The sequence below is a fragment of the Rhizorhabdus wittichii genome, from assembly GCF_017607425.1.
In the GTDB taxonomy this organism is placed as follows: domain Bacteria; phylum Pseudomonadota; class Alphaproteobacteria; order Sphingomonadales; family Sphingomonadaceae; genus Rhizorhabdus; species Rhizorhabdus wittichii.
On record NZ_CP059319.1, the window covers coordinates 2695624 to 2712769 of the forward strand.

Sequence of the window (17146 nt, forward strand, 5' to 3'; positions counted from 1 at the left end):
ATGGCCACCGCCATTTCCGCCAACCGCGCCGAGCTGCTCGCGATCGCCGACGCCGTCGCGCGCGAAAAGCTGATCGATCGCGAGATCGTGATCGAGGCGATGGAGGACGCGATCCAGCGCGCCGCCCGCGCGCGCTACGGCGCCGAGAACGACATCCGCGCGAAGATCGACGGCAAGACCGGCGACATGCGGCTGTGGCGCGTCGTCGAGGTGGTCGAGCAGGTCGACGACTATTTCAAGCAGGTCTCGGTCGCCGACGCGCAGAAGTTGCAGAAGGACGCCGCGATCGGCGACTTCATCGTCGATCCGCTGCCCCCGATCGAGTTCGGCCGCATCGCCGCCCAGGCCGCCAAGCAGGTGATCTTCCAGAAGGTCCGCGACGCCGAGCGCGAGCGCCAGTATGAAGAGTTCAAGGACCGCGCCAACGAGATCATCACCGGCGTCGTCAAGCGGGTCGAGTTCGGCCATGTCGTCGTCGACCTGGGCCGCGCCGAGGGCGTCATCCGCCGCGACCAGCAGATCCCGCGCGAGGTGGTCCGCGTCGGCGATCGCGTCCGCAGCCTGATCCTGAGCGTCCGCCGCGAGAATCGCGGGCCGCAGATCTTCCTGAGCCGCGCGCATCCCGAGTTCATGAAGAAGCTGTTCGCGCAGGAAGTGCCCGAGATCTACGACGGCATCATCGAGATCAAGGCCGCCGCCCGCGACCCGGGCAGCCGCGCCAAGATCGGCGTGATCAGCCATGACGGCTCGATCGATCCGGTCGGCGCCTGCGTCGGCATGAAGGGCAGCCGCGTCCAGGCGGTCGTCCAGGAGATGCAGGGCGAGAAGATCGACATCATCCCCTGGTCGCCCGACACCGCGACCTTCGTCGTCAACGCGCTGCAGCCCGCCCAGGTCTCGCGCGTCGTCATCGACGAGGAGGAGGAGCGCATCGAGGTGGTCGTCCCCGACGATCAGCTCAGCCTCGCCATCGGCCGCCGCGGCCAGAACGTCCGCCTCGCCAGCCAGCTCACCGGCAAGGCGATCGACATCCTGACCGAGGCCGACGCCAGCGAGAAGCGCCAGAAGGAATTCCTCCAGAACAGCGAGATGTTCCAGAACGAGCTCGACGTCGACGAGACGCTGGCCCAGCTGCTCGTCGCCGAGGGCTTCGGCGCGCTCGAGGAGGTCGCCTATGTCGAGCTCGACGAGCTCGCCTCGATCGAGGGCTTCGACGAGGAGCTCGGCGCCGAGCTGCAGAGCCGCGCGCAGGAAGCGCTGGAGCGCCGCGAAGCCGCCGCCCGCGAGGAGCGCCGCTCGCTGGGCGTCGAGGACGCGCTGGCCGAGCTGCCCTATCTGACCGAGGCGATGCTGGTCACGCTCGGCAAGGCCGGGATCAAGACGCTCGACGACCTCGCCGACCTGGCGACCGACGAGCTGATCCAGAAGAAGCGGCCCGAGCAGCGCCGCCGCCAGAACAGCGACCGCCCCGAGCGCGGCGACCGCGAGGAGAACAAGGGCGGCGTCCTGGCCGAATATGGGCTGAGCGAGGAGCAGGGCAACGAGATCATCATGGCCGCCCGCGCCCACTGGTTCACCGACGAGGCCTGACCCCAGATGCCGTTCGTCGACATCCGCATCGCCGGCACCGCCACCCGTGCGCAGAAGTCCGCCATCGTCGCCGACGTGACGAAGGCCCTCGGCGCGCATCTCGGCAAGCCGGCGAGCGCGGTGCAGGTGAACATCATCGAAGTCTCGACCGAGAATTACGGAGCCGGCGGCATCCTGATCGCCGACCGCCCGGCAAGTCCTGCGCAGGAGGTCGCTTCTGCGGATGGCAAACGATGAGCAACGGCACGCGGTAGCGCCGGTTTCCGGGCCCGCCCCCGACACGGGGCGGCCGGGCAAGCATGTTCCCGAGCGGAAATGCATCCTGTCGGGCGCGCATGGCGCGCGCGCCGAGCTGATCCGGCTCGCGCTCGCCCCCGACGGTTCGGTGCTGCCCGACCTGCGCGCCAAGGCGCCGGGGCGCGGCGCCTGGATCGGCGTCGACCGCGCGGCGCTGGAGACGGCGATCGCCAAGGGCAAGCTCAAGGGCGCGCTCGCCCGCGCCTTCAAGACCGGCGACATCACCATCCCCGCTGACCTGCCCGAGCGGATCGAGCAGGGCCTGTGCCGCGCGGCGCTCGACCGGCTCGGCCTGGAGCTGCGCGGCGGCGCGGTGCTGACCGGATCGGACCGCATCGCCGAGGGCGCGCGCCGGGGACAGGTCCAGCTGCTGCTCCACGCCGCGGACGCCTCCGAGGACGGCAACCGCAAGCTCGACCAGGCGCTCCGCGTCGGCCTCGATGCGGAGGGCAGCGACCTGCGCGGGGTGGTAATCCCGGCGGATCGCACCATATTGTCGATGGCGCTGGGGCGGGACAATGTGGTACATATCGGCGTGACCGTGCCGGCTGCCGCCGCGCGCGTTGCTGACGCTTTGGGCCGCTGGTGCGGTTTCATAGGACGTTCGGAGAGCGCTTCAGCCTTGCGGAACCGATCCGCAGGGTCCATCGGCGCTACGGAAATTTGAAGTGAAGGGTTCGGTTACCAGATGAGCGACAACGACAAGCCGAAACTGGGAATGCGCGCACCGCTGGGCCTCAAGCGCACGGTGGAGACGGGCCAGGTGAAGCAGAGCTTCAGCCATGGCCGCTCCAACACCGTGGTCGTCGAGGTCAAGCGCCGCCGCATCGTGCCCGGCCGGCCGGGCGAGGCGGAGCCGCAGGTGACCGAGGAGACCGCGGCCGCGCCCGTGGCGCCCGCCCCGGCCCCCGCGCCCGCCGCGCAGCTCCAGGCCGAGCCGGTCGAGCGCCGCGCGGCACAGGCCCGATACCGGCCGGCCGATGCGTCGGCGCCGCAGGGCGCCTGCTGCGAGGCCGAGGAAGCGCGCATGGCGGCGCTCGAAGAGACGCGCCGCCGCGAGGAGCGCGCCAAGGCCGAGGCGACCGAAGAGGAACGCCGTCGCGCCGAAGAGAATCGCCGTGCCGAGGAAGAGGCCGAGCGCGCTGCCGCAGCGGCTGCCGCTGCCGCCACGGCGGAGGCCGAAACCGCCGCCGCCGCCCCGCGCGAGGAAGCCCCGGCCGCGGCCGGGACCGCCGAGGAGGCCCCGCGCACGAGCAGCAGCACCATGCCGCCGCCGCGCCGCTTCACGCCGGTTCCGAGCCCGAAGCGGCCCGAGCCGCCGCGTCCGCAGCAGCGCGACCGCAAGGGCGACGATCGCCGCCAGTCGGGCAAGCTGACCGTCACCCGCGCGCTCGACGACGACAGCGGCGCCCGCGCCCGCTCGCTCGCCGCGCTCAAGCGCGCCCGCGAGAAGGACAAGCGCGCCCATCAGGCCGGCACCGTCCAGCAGAAGCAGGTCCGCGACGTCGCGGTGCCCGAGACGATCACCGTCGGCGAGCTCGCCAACCGCATGGCCGAGCGCGGCGCCGACCTGGTCAAGGCGCTGTTCAAGATGGGCATGCCCGTCACCGTCAACCAGTCGATCGACCAGGACACCGCCGAGCTGCTCGTCACCGAGTTCGGCCACAACATCAAGCGCGTGTCGGATTCGGACGTCGACCTGATCACCTCCGACGACGTCGATGCCGCGGAGACGCTGCAGCCGCGTCCGCCGGTCGTCACGATCATGGGCCATGTCGACCACGGCAAGACCAGCCTGCTCGACGCGCTGCGCGGCACCGACGTCGCCAGCGGCGAGGCCGGCGGCATCACCCAGCATATCGGCGCCTATCAGGTGCAGGTGAAGAGCGGTGCCAAGATCACCTTCCTCGACACCCCGGGCCACGAGGCGTTCAGCGAGATGCGCGCGCGCGGCGCGAACATCACCGACATCGTCGTGATCGTGGTCGCGGGCGACGACGGCCTGCGCCCGCAGACGATCGAGGCGATCAGCCACACCCGCGCGGCGGGCGTCCCGATGATCATCGCGATCAACAAGATGGACAAGCCCGGCTCCAACGCCCAGCGCGTCCGCGAAGCGCTGCTCCAGCACGACGTCCAGGTCGAAAGCATGGGCGGCGACGTGCAGGAGGTCGAGGTCTCGGCCCTCAAGAAGACCGGCCTCGACGAACTGATCGAGAAGATCGAGCTGCAGGCCGAACTGCTCGAGCTCAAGGCCAATCCCGACCGCCCCGCCGAAGGCACCGTGGTCGAGGCCACCCTCGACAAGGGCCGCGGCGCCGTCGCGACGATCCTGGTCGGTCGCGGCACGCTCAAGGTCGGCGACATCTTCGTGGTCGGCGCCGAAAGCGGCAAGGTCCGCGCGCTGATCGACGACAAGGGCCGCAACATCAAGGAAGCGGGCCCGTCGCTGCCGGTCGAGATCCTCGGCCTGTCGGGCGTCCCGAGCGCGGGCGACCAGCTCTCGGTCGTCGAGAACGAGGCGCGCGCCCGCGAGGTCGCGGCCTATCGCGCCGGCGTGATCCACCAGAAGCGGACCACCGCCGCCCCGGCCAGCCTCGAATCGATGTTCTCGGCGCTGCGCGAGCAGAAGGCCCAGCAATATCCGGTGGTCGTGAAGGCCGATGCCCAGGGCTCGGTCGAAGCGATCGTGGGCTCGCTCAACAAGATCTCGACCGACCTGATCCAGGTCCGCATCCTGCATGCGGGCGTCGGCGGCATCACCGAGAGCGACGTCAGCCTGGCGGCCGCCTCGAAGGCGCCGATCATCGGCTTCAACGTCCGCGCCAACGCCAAGGCGCGCGAGATCGCCACGCGGGACGGGGTCGCGCTCAAATATTATGACGTGATCTACGACCTGCTCGACGAGATCCGCGCCGCGATGGCCGGCCAGCTCGGCCCCGAATATCTGGAGCATGTCGTCGGCCGCGCCGAAATCCGCGAGGTCTTCTCGGCGGGCAAGCACGGCAAGGCCGCGGGCCTGCTCGTGCTCGAGGGCTATATCCGCCAGAAGCTGCGCGCCCGCATCATGCGCGACGACGTCATCATCTACAATGGCTCGATCTCGTCGCTGCGCCGCTTCAAGGACGACGTCCCCGAGGTCCGCGCCGGCCTGGAGTGCGGCATCACGCTCGAAGCCACGACCGACATCAAGCCCGGCGACATCGTCGAGACGTTCGAGGTCGAGGAGCGCGAGCGGACGCTGTAGGAGACAGGCGACATCCCGGCGGAGGCCGGGATGTCGCGCCCCTTTAGAGAGGCCGCGCCATGCGCCGTAACGAAACCCCCGAAGGCCGCTCGGTCCGCCTGCTCCGCGTCGGCGAGCAGGTGCGCCATGCCCTGTCCGACATATTGATGCGCGGCGAGGTGCATGACGACGTGCTGGCCAGCCACATGGTGTCGGTGACCGAGGTGCGCATGTCGCCCGACCTGCGCCACGCGACGGTGTTCGTGAAGCCGCTGCTGGGCGGCGACGAGGATATCGTCATCAAGGCGCTGCGCACCAACACCGCCTTCCTCCAGAGCGAGGTGGCGCGGCGGGTGAACACCAAATATGCGGCCAAGCTGAAATTCCTCGCCGACGAGAGCTTCGACGAGGGCAGCCATATCGACCGGCTGCTGCGCGATCCGTCGATCGCCCGCGATCTCGACCAGGACGCCGACTGACGCAAGGATTGTTCACCATCCGGCCGCGCCGGATGGATTGCCGCCGGCCCGCGACGCGCTAGGATAGAGGCCGATGGCCAAGCTCTATTTCTATTATGCGGCGATGAACGCGGGGAAGTCGACCACGCTGCTCCAGGCCGACTTCAACTATCGCGAGCGCGGCATGCGCACGCTGCTGTTCACCGCGGCGTTCGACGACCGGTTCGAGCCGGGCCGGATCACCTCGCGCATCGGCCTCGCCAGCCACGCCACCGCGATCGACGAGGAAACCGACCTGTTCGAGGAGATATCGATCGAGCGCGCCGAGGGGCCGATCGACTGCGTCCTGGTCGACGAGGCGCAATGGCTGACCCGCGCGCAGGTGTTCCAGCTCGCCGCGGTGTGCGACGAACTCGACATCCCGGTGCTCGCTTATGGGCTGCGCAGCGATTTCCAGGCGAAGCTGTTCCCCGGCAGCGCGGCGCTGCTCGCCATCGCCGACAACCTGATCGAGCTGAAGGGCATCTGCGCCTGCGGCCGCAAGGCGACGATGAACCTGCGGATCGACGCCGACGGCTTCGCGGTCAAGCAGGGCGCCCAGATCGAGGTCGGCGGGAACGAGCGCTATGTCGCCCTGTGCCGCCGCCATTATGCCGAGCAGATGGGCTGGCGGCACGGCGCGCATATCGAATAGCGGCTTCGCTCAGCCTCCGTTCAGGGCCGCCATGGCAGGGTGGCATCATGAAAAAGCCCCTCATCCTCGCACTGGCCGGCGCGCTCCTGACGGGCGCGGCCATGGCCGACGCCGCCGCCGCCAAGGGCCCGCCCGAGGCAAGCATCCCCTTCGCCAACCATGGCTCGATCGACAATTGGCAGGCCGACGGGCGCGACGCACTCTACGTCCAGGGCCCGGGCCGGCAATGGTATCATGCCAGGCTGATGGCGCCATGCCAGGACCTGCCCTTCGCCAACGCGATCGGCTTCGAGACACGCGGCACCAGCGATTTCGACCGCTTCTCGACGATCGTCGTCCGCGGCCAGCGCTGCCCGGTGCAGAGCGTCGTCAAGAGCGGGGCGCCGCCGAAGAAGGCCCACAAGCACGGCTGAGGCGATCGCCGGCCGCTCAGCCGATGCGCAGCATCGCCGTCGTGCGGCCGTCGACGAACAGGCGGAAGCTCCCGCCGATCTGGCGCGCCAGCATCTGCGCCAGCTTGAGCCCGAGGCTGTCCGACGTCGCCGGATCGAAGCCTGGCGGTAGCCCCGCGCCATCGTCGATCACGCGCAGGTCGAGCGCCCCGTCGCCGTCCCGCGACGCCCGGATGACGATCTCGCCCGCCTCGCGCCCGGCAAAGCCGTGCTCGATCGCATTGGCCACCGCTTCGGCGACGATCAGCGCGATCGGCACCGCCGCGTCGGCGGACAGGCGGATTCCGGCATGGGCATCGACGCGGCAGACGATGCCGGCCCTGCCGCCGGCATCGACCAGGTCGGCGCCGAGCTGTTCGAGGAACCGCCCGAGATCGAGCTGCTCGCCATGCGGATCGTAGAGCTGCCGATGGATGCGCCCGATCAGCGCGAGGCGGCGCGACGCCTCCTCCAGCGCCAGCCGCGCGGCGGCGTCGGAGACGCTCTTCATCTGCAGCGCCAGCAGGCCGCCGACCACCTGGAGATTGTTCGAGACGCGATGCTGCAGCTCGCGGAACAATATCTCGCCGCGCTCCGCGAGCTGCCGGCTGCGCTCGCGCTCCTCGACCAGGCGGCGGTTGGCGCGCTGCATCCAACTGATCAGCAGGATGTCGATGGTGACGACGATCGCGTAGAAGAACAGCGCGAAGACGATCGCGCCGGACAGCTTGACGCTGAATTCGGGGGGTATGAAGACATACCATGCCATCGCGCCGCAGATGGCCGCCACCATCACGCCCGGCCCGACGCCGAACAGGAAGGTCGAGAGGATCACCGCCGGGAAGAAGGCGACATAGGGATAGCCCATCGGCATCACCGCGTCGACGAGCAGGCGGATCAGCAACGACAGGATCGCAATGGCGGCGGCGGCGCCATAGCCGAGAAGCGGCCGGTCGCGCCATAAGGGAAAGCGCTCGAGCACCGTGGCGCCTTGCCTTGCCAAACGCATCTCCCCAACTGCCCGCCACGCTTCTTAGAGAGTGATCAGCCGGCGTGGAAGCGCTTCCTCAAGGACCCTCCCCGTCCGCCGGCAGGCGGCGCGCGCGCAGGTAGAGTTCGAGCCGGTAGGCGCCGAGGACGCCGGTCGCGAAGGCGATGAAGATGTCGCTGACCAGCATCGCGCCGAGGTGCCAGCGCGCGTCGGCCAGCCCGACCGCGCCGTGCAGCACCCAGCGGACGACGATGAGCAGGCCGAGGAAGAGGAAGGCCGTGGGCGAACTGCGCTGGAGCAGGAAGCCGCTGTCGGGGTCGATCCTGATCTCGACCAGCCGTCCGCGCTGCCAGCCGAAGAAGCCGCCCGCCGCGAGGCCGAACGCCACCCACAGCCATTCCAGCCCATGCGGCGGAAATTGCCAGAGGATCATCGCGGCGAGCGCCGTGAAGATCGCGGGGACGATCCACAGCGCCCCCGCCCGCAGCCGCTGCCACCGCCCGATGCGGCGCAGGCGGATCAGCAGCGCGACCACGATCGCCGCGCCGATCAGGACGTAACGGAGAAGATCTTCGTTGGCCATCGAACGAGCATAAAGAAAAAGGGGAGCGTTTCCGCTCCCCTTTTCCTGTCTTCGAAACGCCGACCGATCAGTCGTCGTCGCGGGTCAGGAAGGCCGGCGCGAAGTCGGGCGCGGGGCCCTCGTCGCCGCCTTCCGAACGCTCGCGGCGGGGACGGTCGCCCCGGTCGCCACGGTCGCGGCGCGGGCCGCGATCGCCGCCTTCGCGACGGCGGTCGCCGTCGCGGCGGGGCCACGGTCGCCGCAGTCGCCACGGTCACCGCGCGGACGCTCGCGGGGCGGGCGGTGTCGGGCAGTTCCTCGCGCGGTCTCCTGGTCGACGACGCGCATCGACAGGCGGACCTTGCCGCGATTGTCGATCTCGAGGACCTTGACCTTGACTTCCTGGCCTTCGGACAGGGCATCCGCGACCTTCTCGACGCGCTCGTTCTTGATCTCGGAGACGTGGACGAGGCCGTCCTTGCCGCCCATGAAGTTCACGAACGCGCCGAAGTCGACGAGGTTGACGACCTTGCCGGTGTAGATCTTGCCCACTTCCGGCTCGGCGACGATGCCGATGATCCAGTTCCTGGCGGCCTCGATCTGCGCGGTGTCGGACGACGAGATCTTGACGGTGCCGTCATCGTCGATGTCGACCTTCGCGCCGGTGGTGGCGACGATCTCGCGGATGATCTTGCCGCCGGTGCCGATGATGTCGCGGATCTTGTCCTTGGGAACCGACATCGTCTCGATCCGCGGCGCGTGCGCCGACAGCTCGGTGCGGGTGTGGTCGAGCGCCTTGGCCATCTCGCCCAGGATATGGGCGCGGCCTTCCTTCGCCTGGAGCAGCGCGGTCTTGAAGATCTCCTCGGTGATGCCGGCGATCTTGATGTCCATCTGCATCGTGGTGATGCCTTCGGACGTGCCCGCAACCTTGAAGTCCATGTCGCCGAGATGATCCTCGTCGCCGAGGATGTCGCTGATCACCGCGAAGTCCTTGCCTTCGAGGATCAGGCCCATCGCGATGCCCGAGACCGGACGCTTGATCGGCACGCCGGCGTCCATCATCGCGAGGCTGCCGCCGCACACCGTCGCCATCGACGACGAACCGTTCGACTCGGTGATGTCCGAGGTCAGGCGGATGGTGTAGGGGAACTCCTCCTTGGTCGGCAGCACCGCGTGCAGCGCGCGCCACGCCAGCTTGCCATGGCCGACTTCGCGACGGCCCGGCGCGCCGAAGCGGCCCACTTCACCGACCGAATAGGGCGGGAAGTTGTAGTGGAGCATGAAATGCTCGTAGCGCAGCCCGTTCAGGCCGTCGATCATCTGCTCGCTTTCCTTGGTGCCCAAGGTGCAGGTCGAGATGCTCTGCGTCTCGCCGCGGGTGAACAGCGCCGAACCATGGGCCCGCGGCAGGAAGTGCGCTTCCGCGACGATCGGACGGACCGTCCTGGTGTCGCGGCCATCGATGCGGCGGCCGTCCTTGAGGATCGCCGTGCGGACGATCTCGGCCTCGAGCTTCTTGACGAGCTTGATCGCGGCCATCTGGTCCTGCGGGGTCGCGTCGGCGAAGGCTTCCTTGGCCTTGGCGCGCGCCTCGTTCAGGGCGCTCGAGCGGGCCGACTTGTTGGTCAGCTTGTAGGCGGCGGTGATGTCCTTGCCGACCAGCTTCTTGAGCTTGGTCTTGGCGGCGGACAGATCGGCCTGCGGCGCCATCTCCCACGGATCCTTGGCCGACTTCTCGGCGAGCTTGATGATCGCCTTGATGACGTCCTGGCTCGCCTTGTGGGCGAACATGACGGCGCCGAGCATGACCTCTTCCGACAGCTCCTTGGCTTCGGATTCGACCATCATCACCGCGTCGTGGGTGGCGGCGACGACCAGGTCGAGATCGCCGGCGGCGACGTCGGCGTCGGTCGGGTTGAGCAGATACTCGCCGTCCTTGTAGCCGACGCGGGCGGCGCCGATCGGGCCCATGAAGGGAACGCCCGAGATGGTGAGCGCGGCCGAGGCGGCGATCATCGCCAGGATGTCGGGCTCGTTCTCGCCGTCATAGCTCAGCACCTGGGCGATGACGTTGATCTCGTTGTAGAAGCCTTCCGGGAAGAGCGGACGGATCGGGCGATCGATGAGGCGGGAGACCAGCGTCTCCTTCTCGGTCGCGCCGCGCTCGCGCTTGAAGAAGCCGCCGGGAATGCGACCCGACGAGAAATACTTCTCCTGATAATGGACGGTCAGCGGGAAGAAGTCCTGCCCTTCCTTGACGCTGCGCGCCGCGGTGACGGCGCAGAGGACGACGGTCTCGCCGAGGGTCGCGAGCACCGCGCCGTCGGCCTGACGGGCAACGCGGCCCGTTTCCAGGGTGAGGGTCTGCCCGCCCCACTGGATTTCAACTTTCTTCGTATCGAACATCTGTGTTCCTTGTCTCCGGACGCCCTATGCGCCCGGGGCCTATGCCGGCGGCTGGAAGCCGCCGCGTGGGGCAGGCCGCCTTCGGCCTGCCGTGGCGGGACCTTGTGCCCGCCGTCCCGCCCGGTGCCGGATTGCCCCTGGCGGAATAAGCGAACGGCCCCGTTTTGCGGGGCCGTTCAGAAGCTGGCTTACTTGCGCAGGCCGAGCTTGCCGATCAGTGCGGTGTAGCGCTCCGCGTCCTTCCGCTTGAGATAGTCGAGAAGGCGGCGGCGCTTGTTGACCAGCATCAGAAGGCCGCGGCGCGAATGGTTGTCCTTCGCATGGCTCTTGAAATGCTCGGTCAGGTTGTTGATGCGCTCGGTCAGGATCGCGACCTGGACTTCGGGGCTGCCGGTGTCGCCGTTGGCACGGGCGTTGTCGGCAATGATCGCGGTCTTGCGTTCGGCGGTAACGGTCATCTGTCTTCCTTCGACATCATATTGAAGCCCCGCACCACGCGAACCTCGCGGTCCTCGACCTCGACCAGCGCAACGGGCATGTCGCCGTCGATCGCAAGGTTGAGGCCGGTGGGTGCGGCAATCCCGATCAATCTGCGCCCCTCGCGGAGCGCCCTTGCCTGATCGGGGGTGACGGATAGAGCCGGGATGTCGTCCAGCCCTGCCGTCAGCGGCAAGAGTGCTTTTTCAAGCTGCCGGCCCTTAGCGAGTTCATCCAGTTTGTCCAGCGAAATCGCCTGGGACAGGGTGAACGGGCCCGCCTTGGTGCGGCGGAGCATGGTCACATGGCCGACCGTGCCGAGCGCCCGCGCGATGTCCCGCGCCAGGCTCCTTATGTAGGTGCCCTTCGACACCGAGCAGGACAGGGTGATCTCGTTCAGGCCTTCATTGCCGCGAAGGGGCGCGGACGATGACGGAATGGTGAGCGAATGGATCGTCACCGCCCGCGTCTTCATCTCGAAGCTTTCCCCGGCGCGGGCGCGGTCATAGGCGCGCTGGCCGTCGATCTTCAGCGCGGAATAGGCCGGCGGCACCTGCTCGATCGCTCCGGTGAAGCGCGGCAGCACCGCCTCGATCGCGTCGAACGTCGGGCAGACGCCGGATACCGCCACCGCCTTGCCCTCGGCGTCGAGCGTGTCGGTCTCGACCCCGAAGCCGATGGTGAAGTCATAGGCCTTGTCGGCGTCGAGCATCCGCCCCGACAGCTTGGTCGCCTCGCCCAGCGCGACGGGCAGCACGCCCGACGCCAGCGGATCGAGCGTCCCGCCATGGCCGACCTTGACCTTGCCGTAGCCGCCGGTCCGGAGCGCGCGCTTGACCGCTGAGACGATCTGGGTCGAGCCGGGGCCGACCGGCTTGTCGATGATGATCCAGCCATCCATGGCGCGCGGCTGTAGGCGTCCGGCCGGGCCATGTCGAGCATGCCGAACCATTCCCAACCGTCATTCCGGCGAAAGCCGGAATCTCCCTGCCTTCGACCCGCCGGCGATGCCGAAGAGGAAGTGAGATCCTGGCTTTCGCCAGGATGACGCCACTCGGCGGGTCTCCCCTCAGACCTCGAGTTCGAGGCTGTCGTAGGAACAGACCACTTCGAGCGGCGGATAGTCGCGCCGGTTGAGCGCCTCGTAGCGGATCGTCTCCGCGAGCAGCGCGTCGATGTCGGCGTCGCTGCTGGTCGGCTCGTGGTGGAACAGCACCAGCTTCCGCGCCCCGGCGCCGTGGCAGAGGTTGACCGCCATGACGTTGCTCGAATGGCCCCAGTCGGCCTTCAGCGTGATGCTTTCGGCGAGCGAGTACATGGTGTCGCAGACGACGAGGTCGGCCTGGTGGAAGAAGGTTTCGAACGCCTGCTTGTCGTCGACGTCGTCCATCCGGTGCTCGGCGTCGGTCGAGAAGACGAAGGTCTTGCCGTCGCGCCGGAACTTCCAGGCGTAGGAGACATGGCTGTGATCCTGCGGCATCAGTTCGACGTCGATCCCGTCGACATGGTGGACCTCGCCCGGCGCCAGCACCTTGAACTCGATCTTCGCGCGCAGCCAGTCGAAGGCGACCGGGAAGCTGATCTCCTCCTGCTGGCGGCGCAGCGCCGCCTCGCAATCGGCATGGCCCGAATGGATGACGATGCGCGCGTCGGGATCGAAGGCCGGCCCGAAGAAGGGGAAGCCCATGATATGGTCCCAGTGCAGGTGGGACATGAAGAAGTTGTAGGTCCGCGAACGGCCCTGCTGCGCGATCCGGCGGAAGGCGTCGTTGCCCAGCTCGCGCAGGCCCGATCCCATGTCGAGGATGAAGAAGCTGTCGTCGGCGCCCTCGATCTCGAGGCAGGTGGTGGCGCCGCCATAGCTATGGCCCTCGCCGAAGCTCAGTTCCTCGTTGACGAAGCGGCGCGCGGCGTCCTCGTCGGCGAAGGAGCGTCCGGACGCGCGCATCAGCGCGCCGACCAGCTTGTCCTCGATCGCGCGCGCCCTGGGCGCGACCGGCAGCGATCCCCGCGTCCCCCAGAAGCGGACCAGCATCCCCAAATTCTCAGTCCCTTCCGCCGTCGAGGTCGTCGACGATGTCGAAGATCAGCTGGTAGCGGCTGATCTCCAGCACTTCGCGCAGCGCCGGGCTGGGCCGGGCGAGCACGATCGTCACGTCGCTGGTGATCGCTTCCTTGCGCGCGATCGTCAACGCCATCAGCGCGCCCGCCGACATATGGTCGACCGCCGCGAGGTCGAGGAGGAAGTCGCCGCCCGACGCGGCGGCATCCGCCACGCCCGAGCGCAGATGATCGAGAAAGGCATCGCGCGCGCCGTCATCGATGACGCCTGCCGGCCGCCCAACCGGTCCCCGCGCCGATGACGACCCCGCCCATTGCATCCAAGCCCTCCCCCGCGGCCCGTTACGGAAGCGAGCTTAGGGCGAGTTGGGATCGGCTGCAACGGACTGATTATCGCCCCGCGAGCTGCCGCCGGACGTGCGGCAATATGCCGCGCACAATCACCCTAACCCCTTGTTCATTGGGGTGAATCGCATCGCCGATGTGCAGCGAACGATCGCCGACGATGCCCTGGAGGAAGAAGGGATAGAGGCCCGCGCGATATTTGTCGGCGAGCCTGCGATAGATCGGATTGAAGCGCTTGGCATAGTCGGGACCCAGATTCGGCGCCGCGACCATGCCGGCCAGCAATATCCTGATACGGCGCTTCGACAATTCAGCAAGAATCGCGTCGAGATTCGCCTCGGCCCGGGCGGGATCGAGTCCGCGCAGCATGTCGTTGGCGCCAAGCTCGACGATCACAAGGTCGGGCTTCGCCTTGAGCGAGGCGAGCACCCAGGCGAGCCGGGCTTTCCCTTGCGCGGTGGTGTCGCCCGACACGCCGGCATTGTGCACCCGCGCCGGTACGCCCGACGCGCGCAGCGCCGCTTCGAGCTGCGGCGCGAACCCTTGGCCCGGCGGCAGCCTATAGCCCGCCGTCAGGCTGTCGCCGAAGGCGAGGACGAGCTTGTCGGCCGCCTGGGCGGCGACGGGCAGGGCGACGAGGGCGAGAAACGCGAGCAGCGGGCGAAGGATCATCATGGCCGCGATATTGGCATGGCGGCCGCAAATGTCATCCTCCCGCGCCCTCAATGCCCCGCCGTCAGCAGCGGATAGGGGTTGACCGGCCTGCCCTGCCACCAGCCTTCGCCGGGGGCCATCGCGTTGATCGCATAATGGAGATGCGGCGCTTCGGCGCTGGCGTCGCCGGTCGAGCCGACCGTGCCGATCATCTCGCCCTGCGCGATCCGCTTGCCCTCGCTGAGATCCGGCGCATAGCCGTCGAGATGGGCGTAATAGTCGATCCACTGCCCGTCCGGGCGGCGGATATAGATGGTGCGGCCGCCCAGCCGGCTGTCGAACAGCTTCTCGACCGTGCCCGCCGCCGCCGCGATCACCGGCGTGCCGCGCGGCGCCATGATGTCGATCGCGTCGTGCACCCGCCCCTGGCCCCGCGCATCGGCGAAGGTGTCGCCGAGCTGATCGGCGCGGACGCCGGCGACGGGGATGACGAGCGCCCCTCGCGGCGGCGCGACGGGAGGCGTCGAAGGCGCAACCGGCGCGGGAGCGCCATTGTCGGCGGCGGCCATGGGCGGAGCACCTTCCCGGCCCGGCAGGTTGAGGAAGACGACCCAGCCGACATAGCCGATCGCCAGCAGCAACAGCAGGATCGCGACCTTCCGGATCATCGGGCTCTCCTCATGGCTGGAAGACGGCCGGCGTGCCCGGCTTCACCATCATCGCCAGCCGCGCCGCGTCCCAGTTGGTCAGGCGGATGCAGCCATGGCTTTCGGTCCTGCCGATCTTCTCGGGATTGGGGGTGCCGTGGATGCCGTAATGCTGCTTGTCGAGGTCGATCCAGACGACGCCGACCGGCCCGTTGGGGCCCGGCGGCAGCAGCGCCTTGCGGTCCTTGCTGCCGGCGTCCCAGAACAGCTTGGGGTTATAGTGGAAGGGCGGATTGTAGGAGCGGCCCTGGATCTTCCATTGGCCGATCGGCAGCGGATCGTGCCGGCTGCCCATCGTCGCGGGGAACTGCGCTACCAGCTTGCCGGCACCGTCGAAGGCGCGGAGCACGCCGTCCGACTTGTCGACCACGACCTTCGCCACCTCCGGCTGGTCCGATCCGACGTTGAGCGTCCACAGCGTCTTGCGCCACGCGGGATTGAGATCGGCGGGGAAATTCGAGGCCGGCGGGATGACGTTGGGCACCTTGATGACGACACCCGGCGCGAGCTTGGTCTGCTGGGCGTTGAGCGCGACCAGCGTCGCCGGCGTCGTGTGATAGCGCTCGGCCAGCTTCTCCATCGCGTCCGAATAGCCGAGCGACGCCATCTTCGCCTGCTCGCTCTCCCTGGCCGGGATCGGCCCGACGAAGGGGCCTTCGAGGATGTCGGGGGTCAGCGTGACGTCGATCATCGTGGGCATGGCGCGATAGGGCTCGAAGCTCCCGACCGTCGCGTCGTCGAGCCGGCCGGTGACCGGCAACCCCTTCGCCTGCTGCCAGCCGCGCAGCGCCTTGGTCAGGCTCATGCCGCTCGCCCCGTCGATCACGCCGGGCCCGAAGCCGAGCCGATCGAGCAGCACCTGCACGCCCATCACCCGTGGATCGGGGGGCGTGGCCTGGGCGGCGGCTATGGCGGGAAACAGGGCGGCGGTCAGGACAAGCAACGGCATCGGACGCACAGGCAACTCCTCTCCTCGTACCGTGAGGAGAACGTGCGTCCCGCGCTTTCTATCCCGCCAGCAGCCAGCGATAGTCGGCGATCACGCCGTCGAGGATCGACGGCCATCGGAAGGCATCGGCGGCGGCCAGGCCGGCGTCGGCGATCGACGCGCGCAGCTCGGGCCGGTCGATCAGCGCCTCGATCGCATCGACATAGGCGCCGACCTCGACCGGCGGCACCAGCCAGCCCGAGATCCGGTCGGCGATCAGCGCCGTCGCGCTGGCGACCTCGGCGCTGACCACCGCGACGCCGGCGGCCATCGCCTCCAGGTTGACGTTGCCGAACGCCTCGGTCGTGCTCGGATTGATCAGGATATCGGCGGCGGCGATCGCCGCGCCCAGCGACGCGCCGGTCAGGTGCCCGAGGAAGCGCGCATTGGGCAGGCGCTCGGCCAGCCAGCCCCGCGCCGGTCCGTCGCCGACGATCATCGGCCGCAGCCGCCGGCCCCGCGCCCGCGCCTCGGCGATCACCTGCGCGAAGATGGCGAGACCCTTTTCGAGGACGAGCCGTCCGAAGAACAGCACCACCGTCTCCTCGTCGCCATAGCCCTGCCCCCGCCGCCAGCCGAGATCGCGGCGGGCGGGCGAGAAGACGGCGCGGTCGACGCCCCGCCCCCAGACGCGCACCCGGTCGCCGAGCCCCTTGGCGGCGAACTCGTCGGCGATCGGCGCATTGGGCACCAGCACCATGTCGCTGTGCCGGTAGAAGCGGTCGAGCCAGGCATCGGCCCGGCGGCGGAGCAGGCCCAGGCCATAATAGGAGAGATAGGTCTCGAAGCGGGTGTGCAGGCTGGCGACCACGGGAATGCCGCGCCGCCGCGCCTGCGCCTGCGCCGCGCCGCCGAGCCAGTCGGGCGCGGAGAGATGGACGATGTCGGGCGCGAAATCGTCCAGGTCGGTGCGGGTGGCGCGCGGCAGGCCCAGCGCGACGCGATATTCGCGCCGGGTCGGGATCGGCACCGACGGCACCGAGACGAGATCGCCGGCCGGGGGAAAGGCCGGCCGGGCGATCGTCGGCGAATAGACGCGGACGGCGTGGCCGCGATCGATCAGGTGCGCGACGAGCCGGTTGAGCGCCTGGTTCGCGCCGTCGCGGACGCAATTATAATTGCCCGAGAACAGCGCAACCCGCAGCGGCCGGTCGGCCACGGCAGCGGGCGCGCCGTCCTGCTTGTGATGCTGTGCGATAAACAAGGGCGACCTCCGGGCCCTATACGAGCCCGGCGGCGCATTATTTCGTCAGCCG

Annotated in this window: 17 protein-coding genes and 1 pseudogene; 7 read left to right on the plus strand and 11 right to left on the minus strand. The window is 68.9% G+C overall.

Annotation, left to right across the window (positions count from 1 at the left end; translation table 11 throughout):
* The 7 genes from nusA (at position 1) to HRJ34_RS12695 (ending at position 6678) form a co-directional block, all read left to right on the plus strand.
* On the plus strand, positions 1-1590 hold the full coding sequence (gene nusA / locus HRJ34_RS12665) for a transcription termination factor NusA (protein WP_012050003.1): 1590 nt from the start codon (positions 1-3) through the stop codon (positions 1588-1590).
* A gap of 6 nt (positions 1591-1596) precedes the next feature.
* The gene (locus HRJ34_RS12670; RefSeq protein ID WP_012050002.1) at positions 1597-1827 is read left to right on the plus strand and encodes a tautomerase family protein; all 231 of its coding nucleotides are present in this window, start codon (positions 1597-1599) and stop codon (positions 1825-1827) included.
* Entirely contained in the window at positions 1814-2554 is a 741-nt protein-coding gene (locus HRJ34_RS12675) for a DUF448 domain-containing protein (protein WP_030093098.1), read from the plus strand. The genes HRJ34_RS12670 and HRJ34_RS12675 overlap by 14 nt, the downstream gene beginning before the upstream one ends.
* Before the next feature lie 21 nt (positions 2555-2575).
* Positions 2576-5134, plus strand: coding sequence for a translation initiation factor IF-2 (infB, locus tag HRJ34_RS12680; RefSeq protein WP_208634259.1), 2559 nt, complete (start codon positions 2576-2578; stop codon positions 5132-5134).
* Between the two features lie 59 nt (positions 5135-5193).
* A complete protein-coding gene (gene rbfA, locus HRJ34_RS12685) occupies positions 5194-5592 on the plus strand; it encodes a 30S ribosome-binding factor RbfA (protein WP_012049999.1) in 399 nt (132 codons plus the stop codon).
* Positions 5593-5665: 73 nt separating this feature from the next.
* A complete protein-coding gene (locus HRJ34_RS12690; protein WP_012049998.1) occupies positions 5666-6265 on the plus strand; it encodes a thymidine kinase in 600 nt (199 codons plus the stop codon).
* Positions 6266-6312: 47 nt separating this feature from the next.
* Positions 6313-6678 (plus strand): DUF6491 family protein, encoded by a 366-nt coding sequence (locus HRJ34_RS12695; RefSeq protein ID WP_016745411.1) that lies wholly within the window; start codon positions 6313-6315, stop codon positions 6676-6678.
* Positions 6679-6694: 16 nt separating this feature from the next.
* Here HRJ34_RS12695 and HRJ34_RS12700 read toward each other — a convergent pair whose 3' ends face one another.
* From HRJ34_RS12700 to HRJ34_RS12750, 11 genes and pseudogenes are all read right to left on the minus strand, one after another.
* Positions 6695-7705, minus strand: coding sequence for a sensor histidine kinase (locus HRJ34_RS12700; RefSeq protein WP_041379335.1), 1011 nt, complete (start codon positions 7703-7705; stop codon positions 6695-6697).
* Between the two features lie 58 nt (positions 7706-7763).
* Positions 7764-8270, minus strand: coding sequence for a cytochrome c biogenesis protein CcdC (locus tag HRJ34_RS12705; RefSeq protein WP_208634260.1), 507 nt, complete (start codon positions 8268-8270; stop codon positions 7764-7766).
* A 67-nt stretch (positions 8271-8337) separates the two neighbouring features.
* A pseudogene (pnp, locus tag HRJ34_RS12710) lies at positions 8338-10658 on the minus strand (polyribonucleotide nucleotidyltransferase).
* Between the two features lie 188 nt (positions 10659-10846).
* On the minus strand, positions 10847-11116 hold the full coding sequence (rpsO, locus tag HRJ34_RS12715) for a 30S ribosomal protein S15 (RefSeq protein WP_012049993.1): 270 nt from the start codon (positions 11114-11116) through the stop codon (positions 10847-10849).
* Positions 11113-12036 (minus strand): tRNA pseudouridine(55) synthase TruB, encoded by a 924-nt coding sequence (gene truB / locus HRJ34_RS12720; protein WP_208634261.1) that lies wholly within the window; start codon positions 12034-12036, stop codon positions 11113-11115. The genes rpsO and truB overlap by 4 nt, the downstream gene beginning before the upstream one ends.
* Positions 12037-12204: 168 nt before the next feature.
* Positions 12205-13170 carry an MBL fold metallo-hydrolase gene (locus HRJ34_RS12725; protein ID WP_041379789.1) on the minus strand — a complete coding sequence of 322 codons (966 nt, stop codon included), beginning with the start codon at positions 13168-13170 and terminating at the stop codon, positions 12205-12207.
* A 10-nt stretch (positions 13171-13180) separates the two neighbouring features.
* Complete coding sequence (locus HRJ34_RS12730; RefSeq protein WP_012049990.1) at positions 13181-13516, minus strand: STAS domain-containing protein; 336 nt, start codon at positions 13514-13516, stop codon at positions 13181-13183.
* Positions 13517-13586: 70 nt separating this feature from the next.
* Positions 13587-14216: an arylesterase gene (locus HRJ34_RS12735; protein ID WP_012049989.1), complete on the minus strand. Its 630-nt coding sequence runs from the start codon at positions 14214-14216 to the stop codon at positions 13587-13589.
* A 47-nt stretch (positions 14217-14263) separates the two neighbouring features.
* Positions 14264-14863: a M23 family metallopeptidase gene (locus HRJ34_RS12740; protein ID WP_016747114.1), complete on the minus strand. Its 600-nt coding sequence runs from the start codon at positions 14861-14863 to the stop codon at positions 14264-14266.
* Positions 14864-14873: 10 nt separating this feature from the next.
* A complete protein-coding gene (locus HRJ34_RS12745; protein ID WP_208634359.1) occupies positions 14874-15860 on the minus strand; it encodes a L,D-transpeptidase family protein in 987 nt (328 codons plus the stop codon).
* A gap of 49 nt (positions 15861-15909) precedes the next feature.
* On the minus strand, positions 15910-17094 hold the full coding sequence (locus HRJ34_RS12750) for a glycosyltransferase family 4 protein (RefSeq protein WP_030092282.1): 1185 nt from the start codon (positions 17092-17094) through the stop codon (positions 15910-15912).
* Positions 17095-17146 lie beyond the last annotated feature (52 nt).

What these genes read in the sequence shown, in the direction of transcription:
- HRJ34_RS12740 (WP_016747114.1), bottom strand. Translation starts at nt 14,863, where the DNA reads ATGATCCGGAAGGTCGCGATCCTGCTGTTGCTGCTGGCGATCGGCTAT.
- rbfA (WP_012049999.1), top strand. Translation starts at nt 5,194, where the DNA reads ATGCGCCGTAACGAAACCCCCGAAGGCCGCTCGGTCCGCCTGCTCCGC.
- HRJ34_RS12695 (WP_016745411.1), top strand. Translation starts at nt 6,313, where the DNA reads ATGAAAAAGCCCCTCATCCTCGCACTGGCCGGCGCGCTCCTGACGGGC.
- HRJ34_RS12725 (WP_041379789.1), bottom strand. Translation starts at nt 13,170, where the DNA reads ATGCTGGTCCGCTTCTGGGGGACGCGGGGATCGCTGCCGGTCGCGCCC.
- HRJ34_RS12670 (WP_012050002.1), top strand. Translation starts at nt 1,597, where the DNA reads ATGCCGTTCGTCGACATCCGCATCGCCGGCACCGCCACCCGTGCGCAG.
- infB (WP_208634259.1), top strand. Translation starts at nt 2,576, where the DNA reads ATGAGCGACAACGACAAGCCGAAACTGGGAATGCGCGCACCGCTGGGC.
- HRJ34_RS12730 (WP_012049990.1), bottom strand. Translation starts at nt 13,516, where the DNA reads ATGCAATGGGCGGGGTCGTCATCGGCGCGGGGACCGGTTGGGCGGCCG.
- HRJ34_RS12700 (WP_041379335.1), bottom strand. Translation starts at nt 7,705, where the DNA reads ATGCGTTTGGCAAGGCAAGGCGCCACGGTGCTCGAGCGCTTTCCCTTA.
- truB (WP_208634261.1), bottom strand. Translation starts at nt 12,036, where the DNA reads ATGGATGGCTGGATCATCATCGACAAGCCGGTCGGCCCCGGCTCGACC.
- HRJ34_RS12690 (WP_012049998.1), top strand. Translation starts at nt 5,666, where the DNA reads ATGGCCAAGCTCTATTTCTATTATGCGGCGATGAACGCGGGGAAGTCG.
- nusA (WP_012050003.1), top strand. Translation starts at nt 1, where the DNA reads ATGGCCACCGCCATTTCCGCCAACCGCGCCGAGCTGCTCGCGATCGCC.
- HRJ34_RS12735 (WP_012049989.1), bottom strand. Translation starts at nt 14,216, where the DNA reads ATGATGATCCTTCGCCCGCTGCTCGCGTTTCTCGCCCTCGTCGCCCTG.
- HRJ34_RS12675 (WP_030093098.1), top strand. Translation starts at nt 1,814, where the DNA reads ATGGCAAACGATGAGCAACGGCACGCGGTAGCGCCGGTTTCCGGGCCC.
- rpsO (WP_012049993.1), bottom strand. Translation starts at nt 11,116, where the DNA reads ATGACCGTTACCGCCGAACGCAAGACCGCGATCATTGCCGACAACGCC.
- HRJ34_RS12705 (WP_208634260.1), bottom strand. Translation starts at nt 8,270, where the DNA reads ATGGCCAACGAAGATCTTCTCCGTTACGTCCTGATCGGCGCGGCGATC.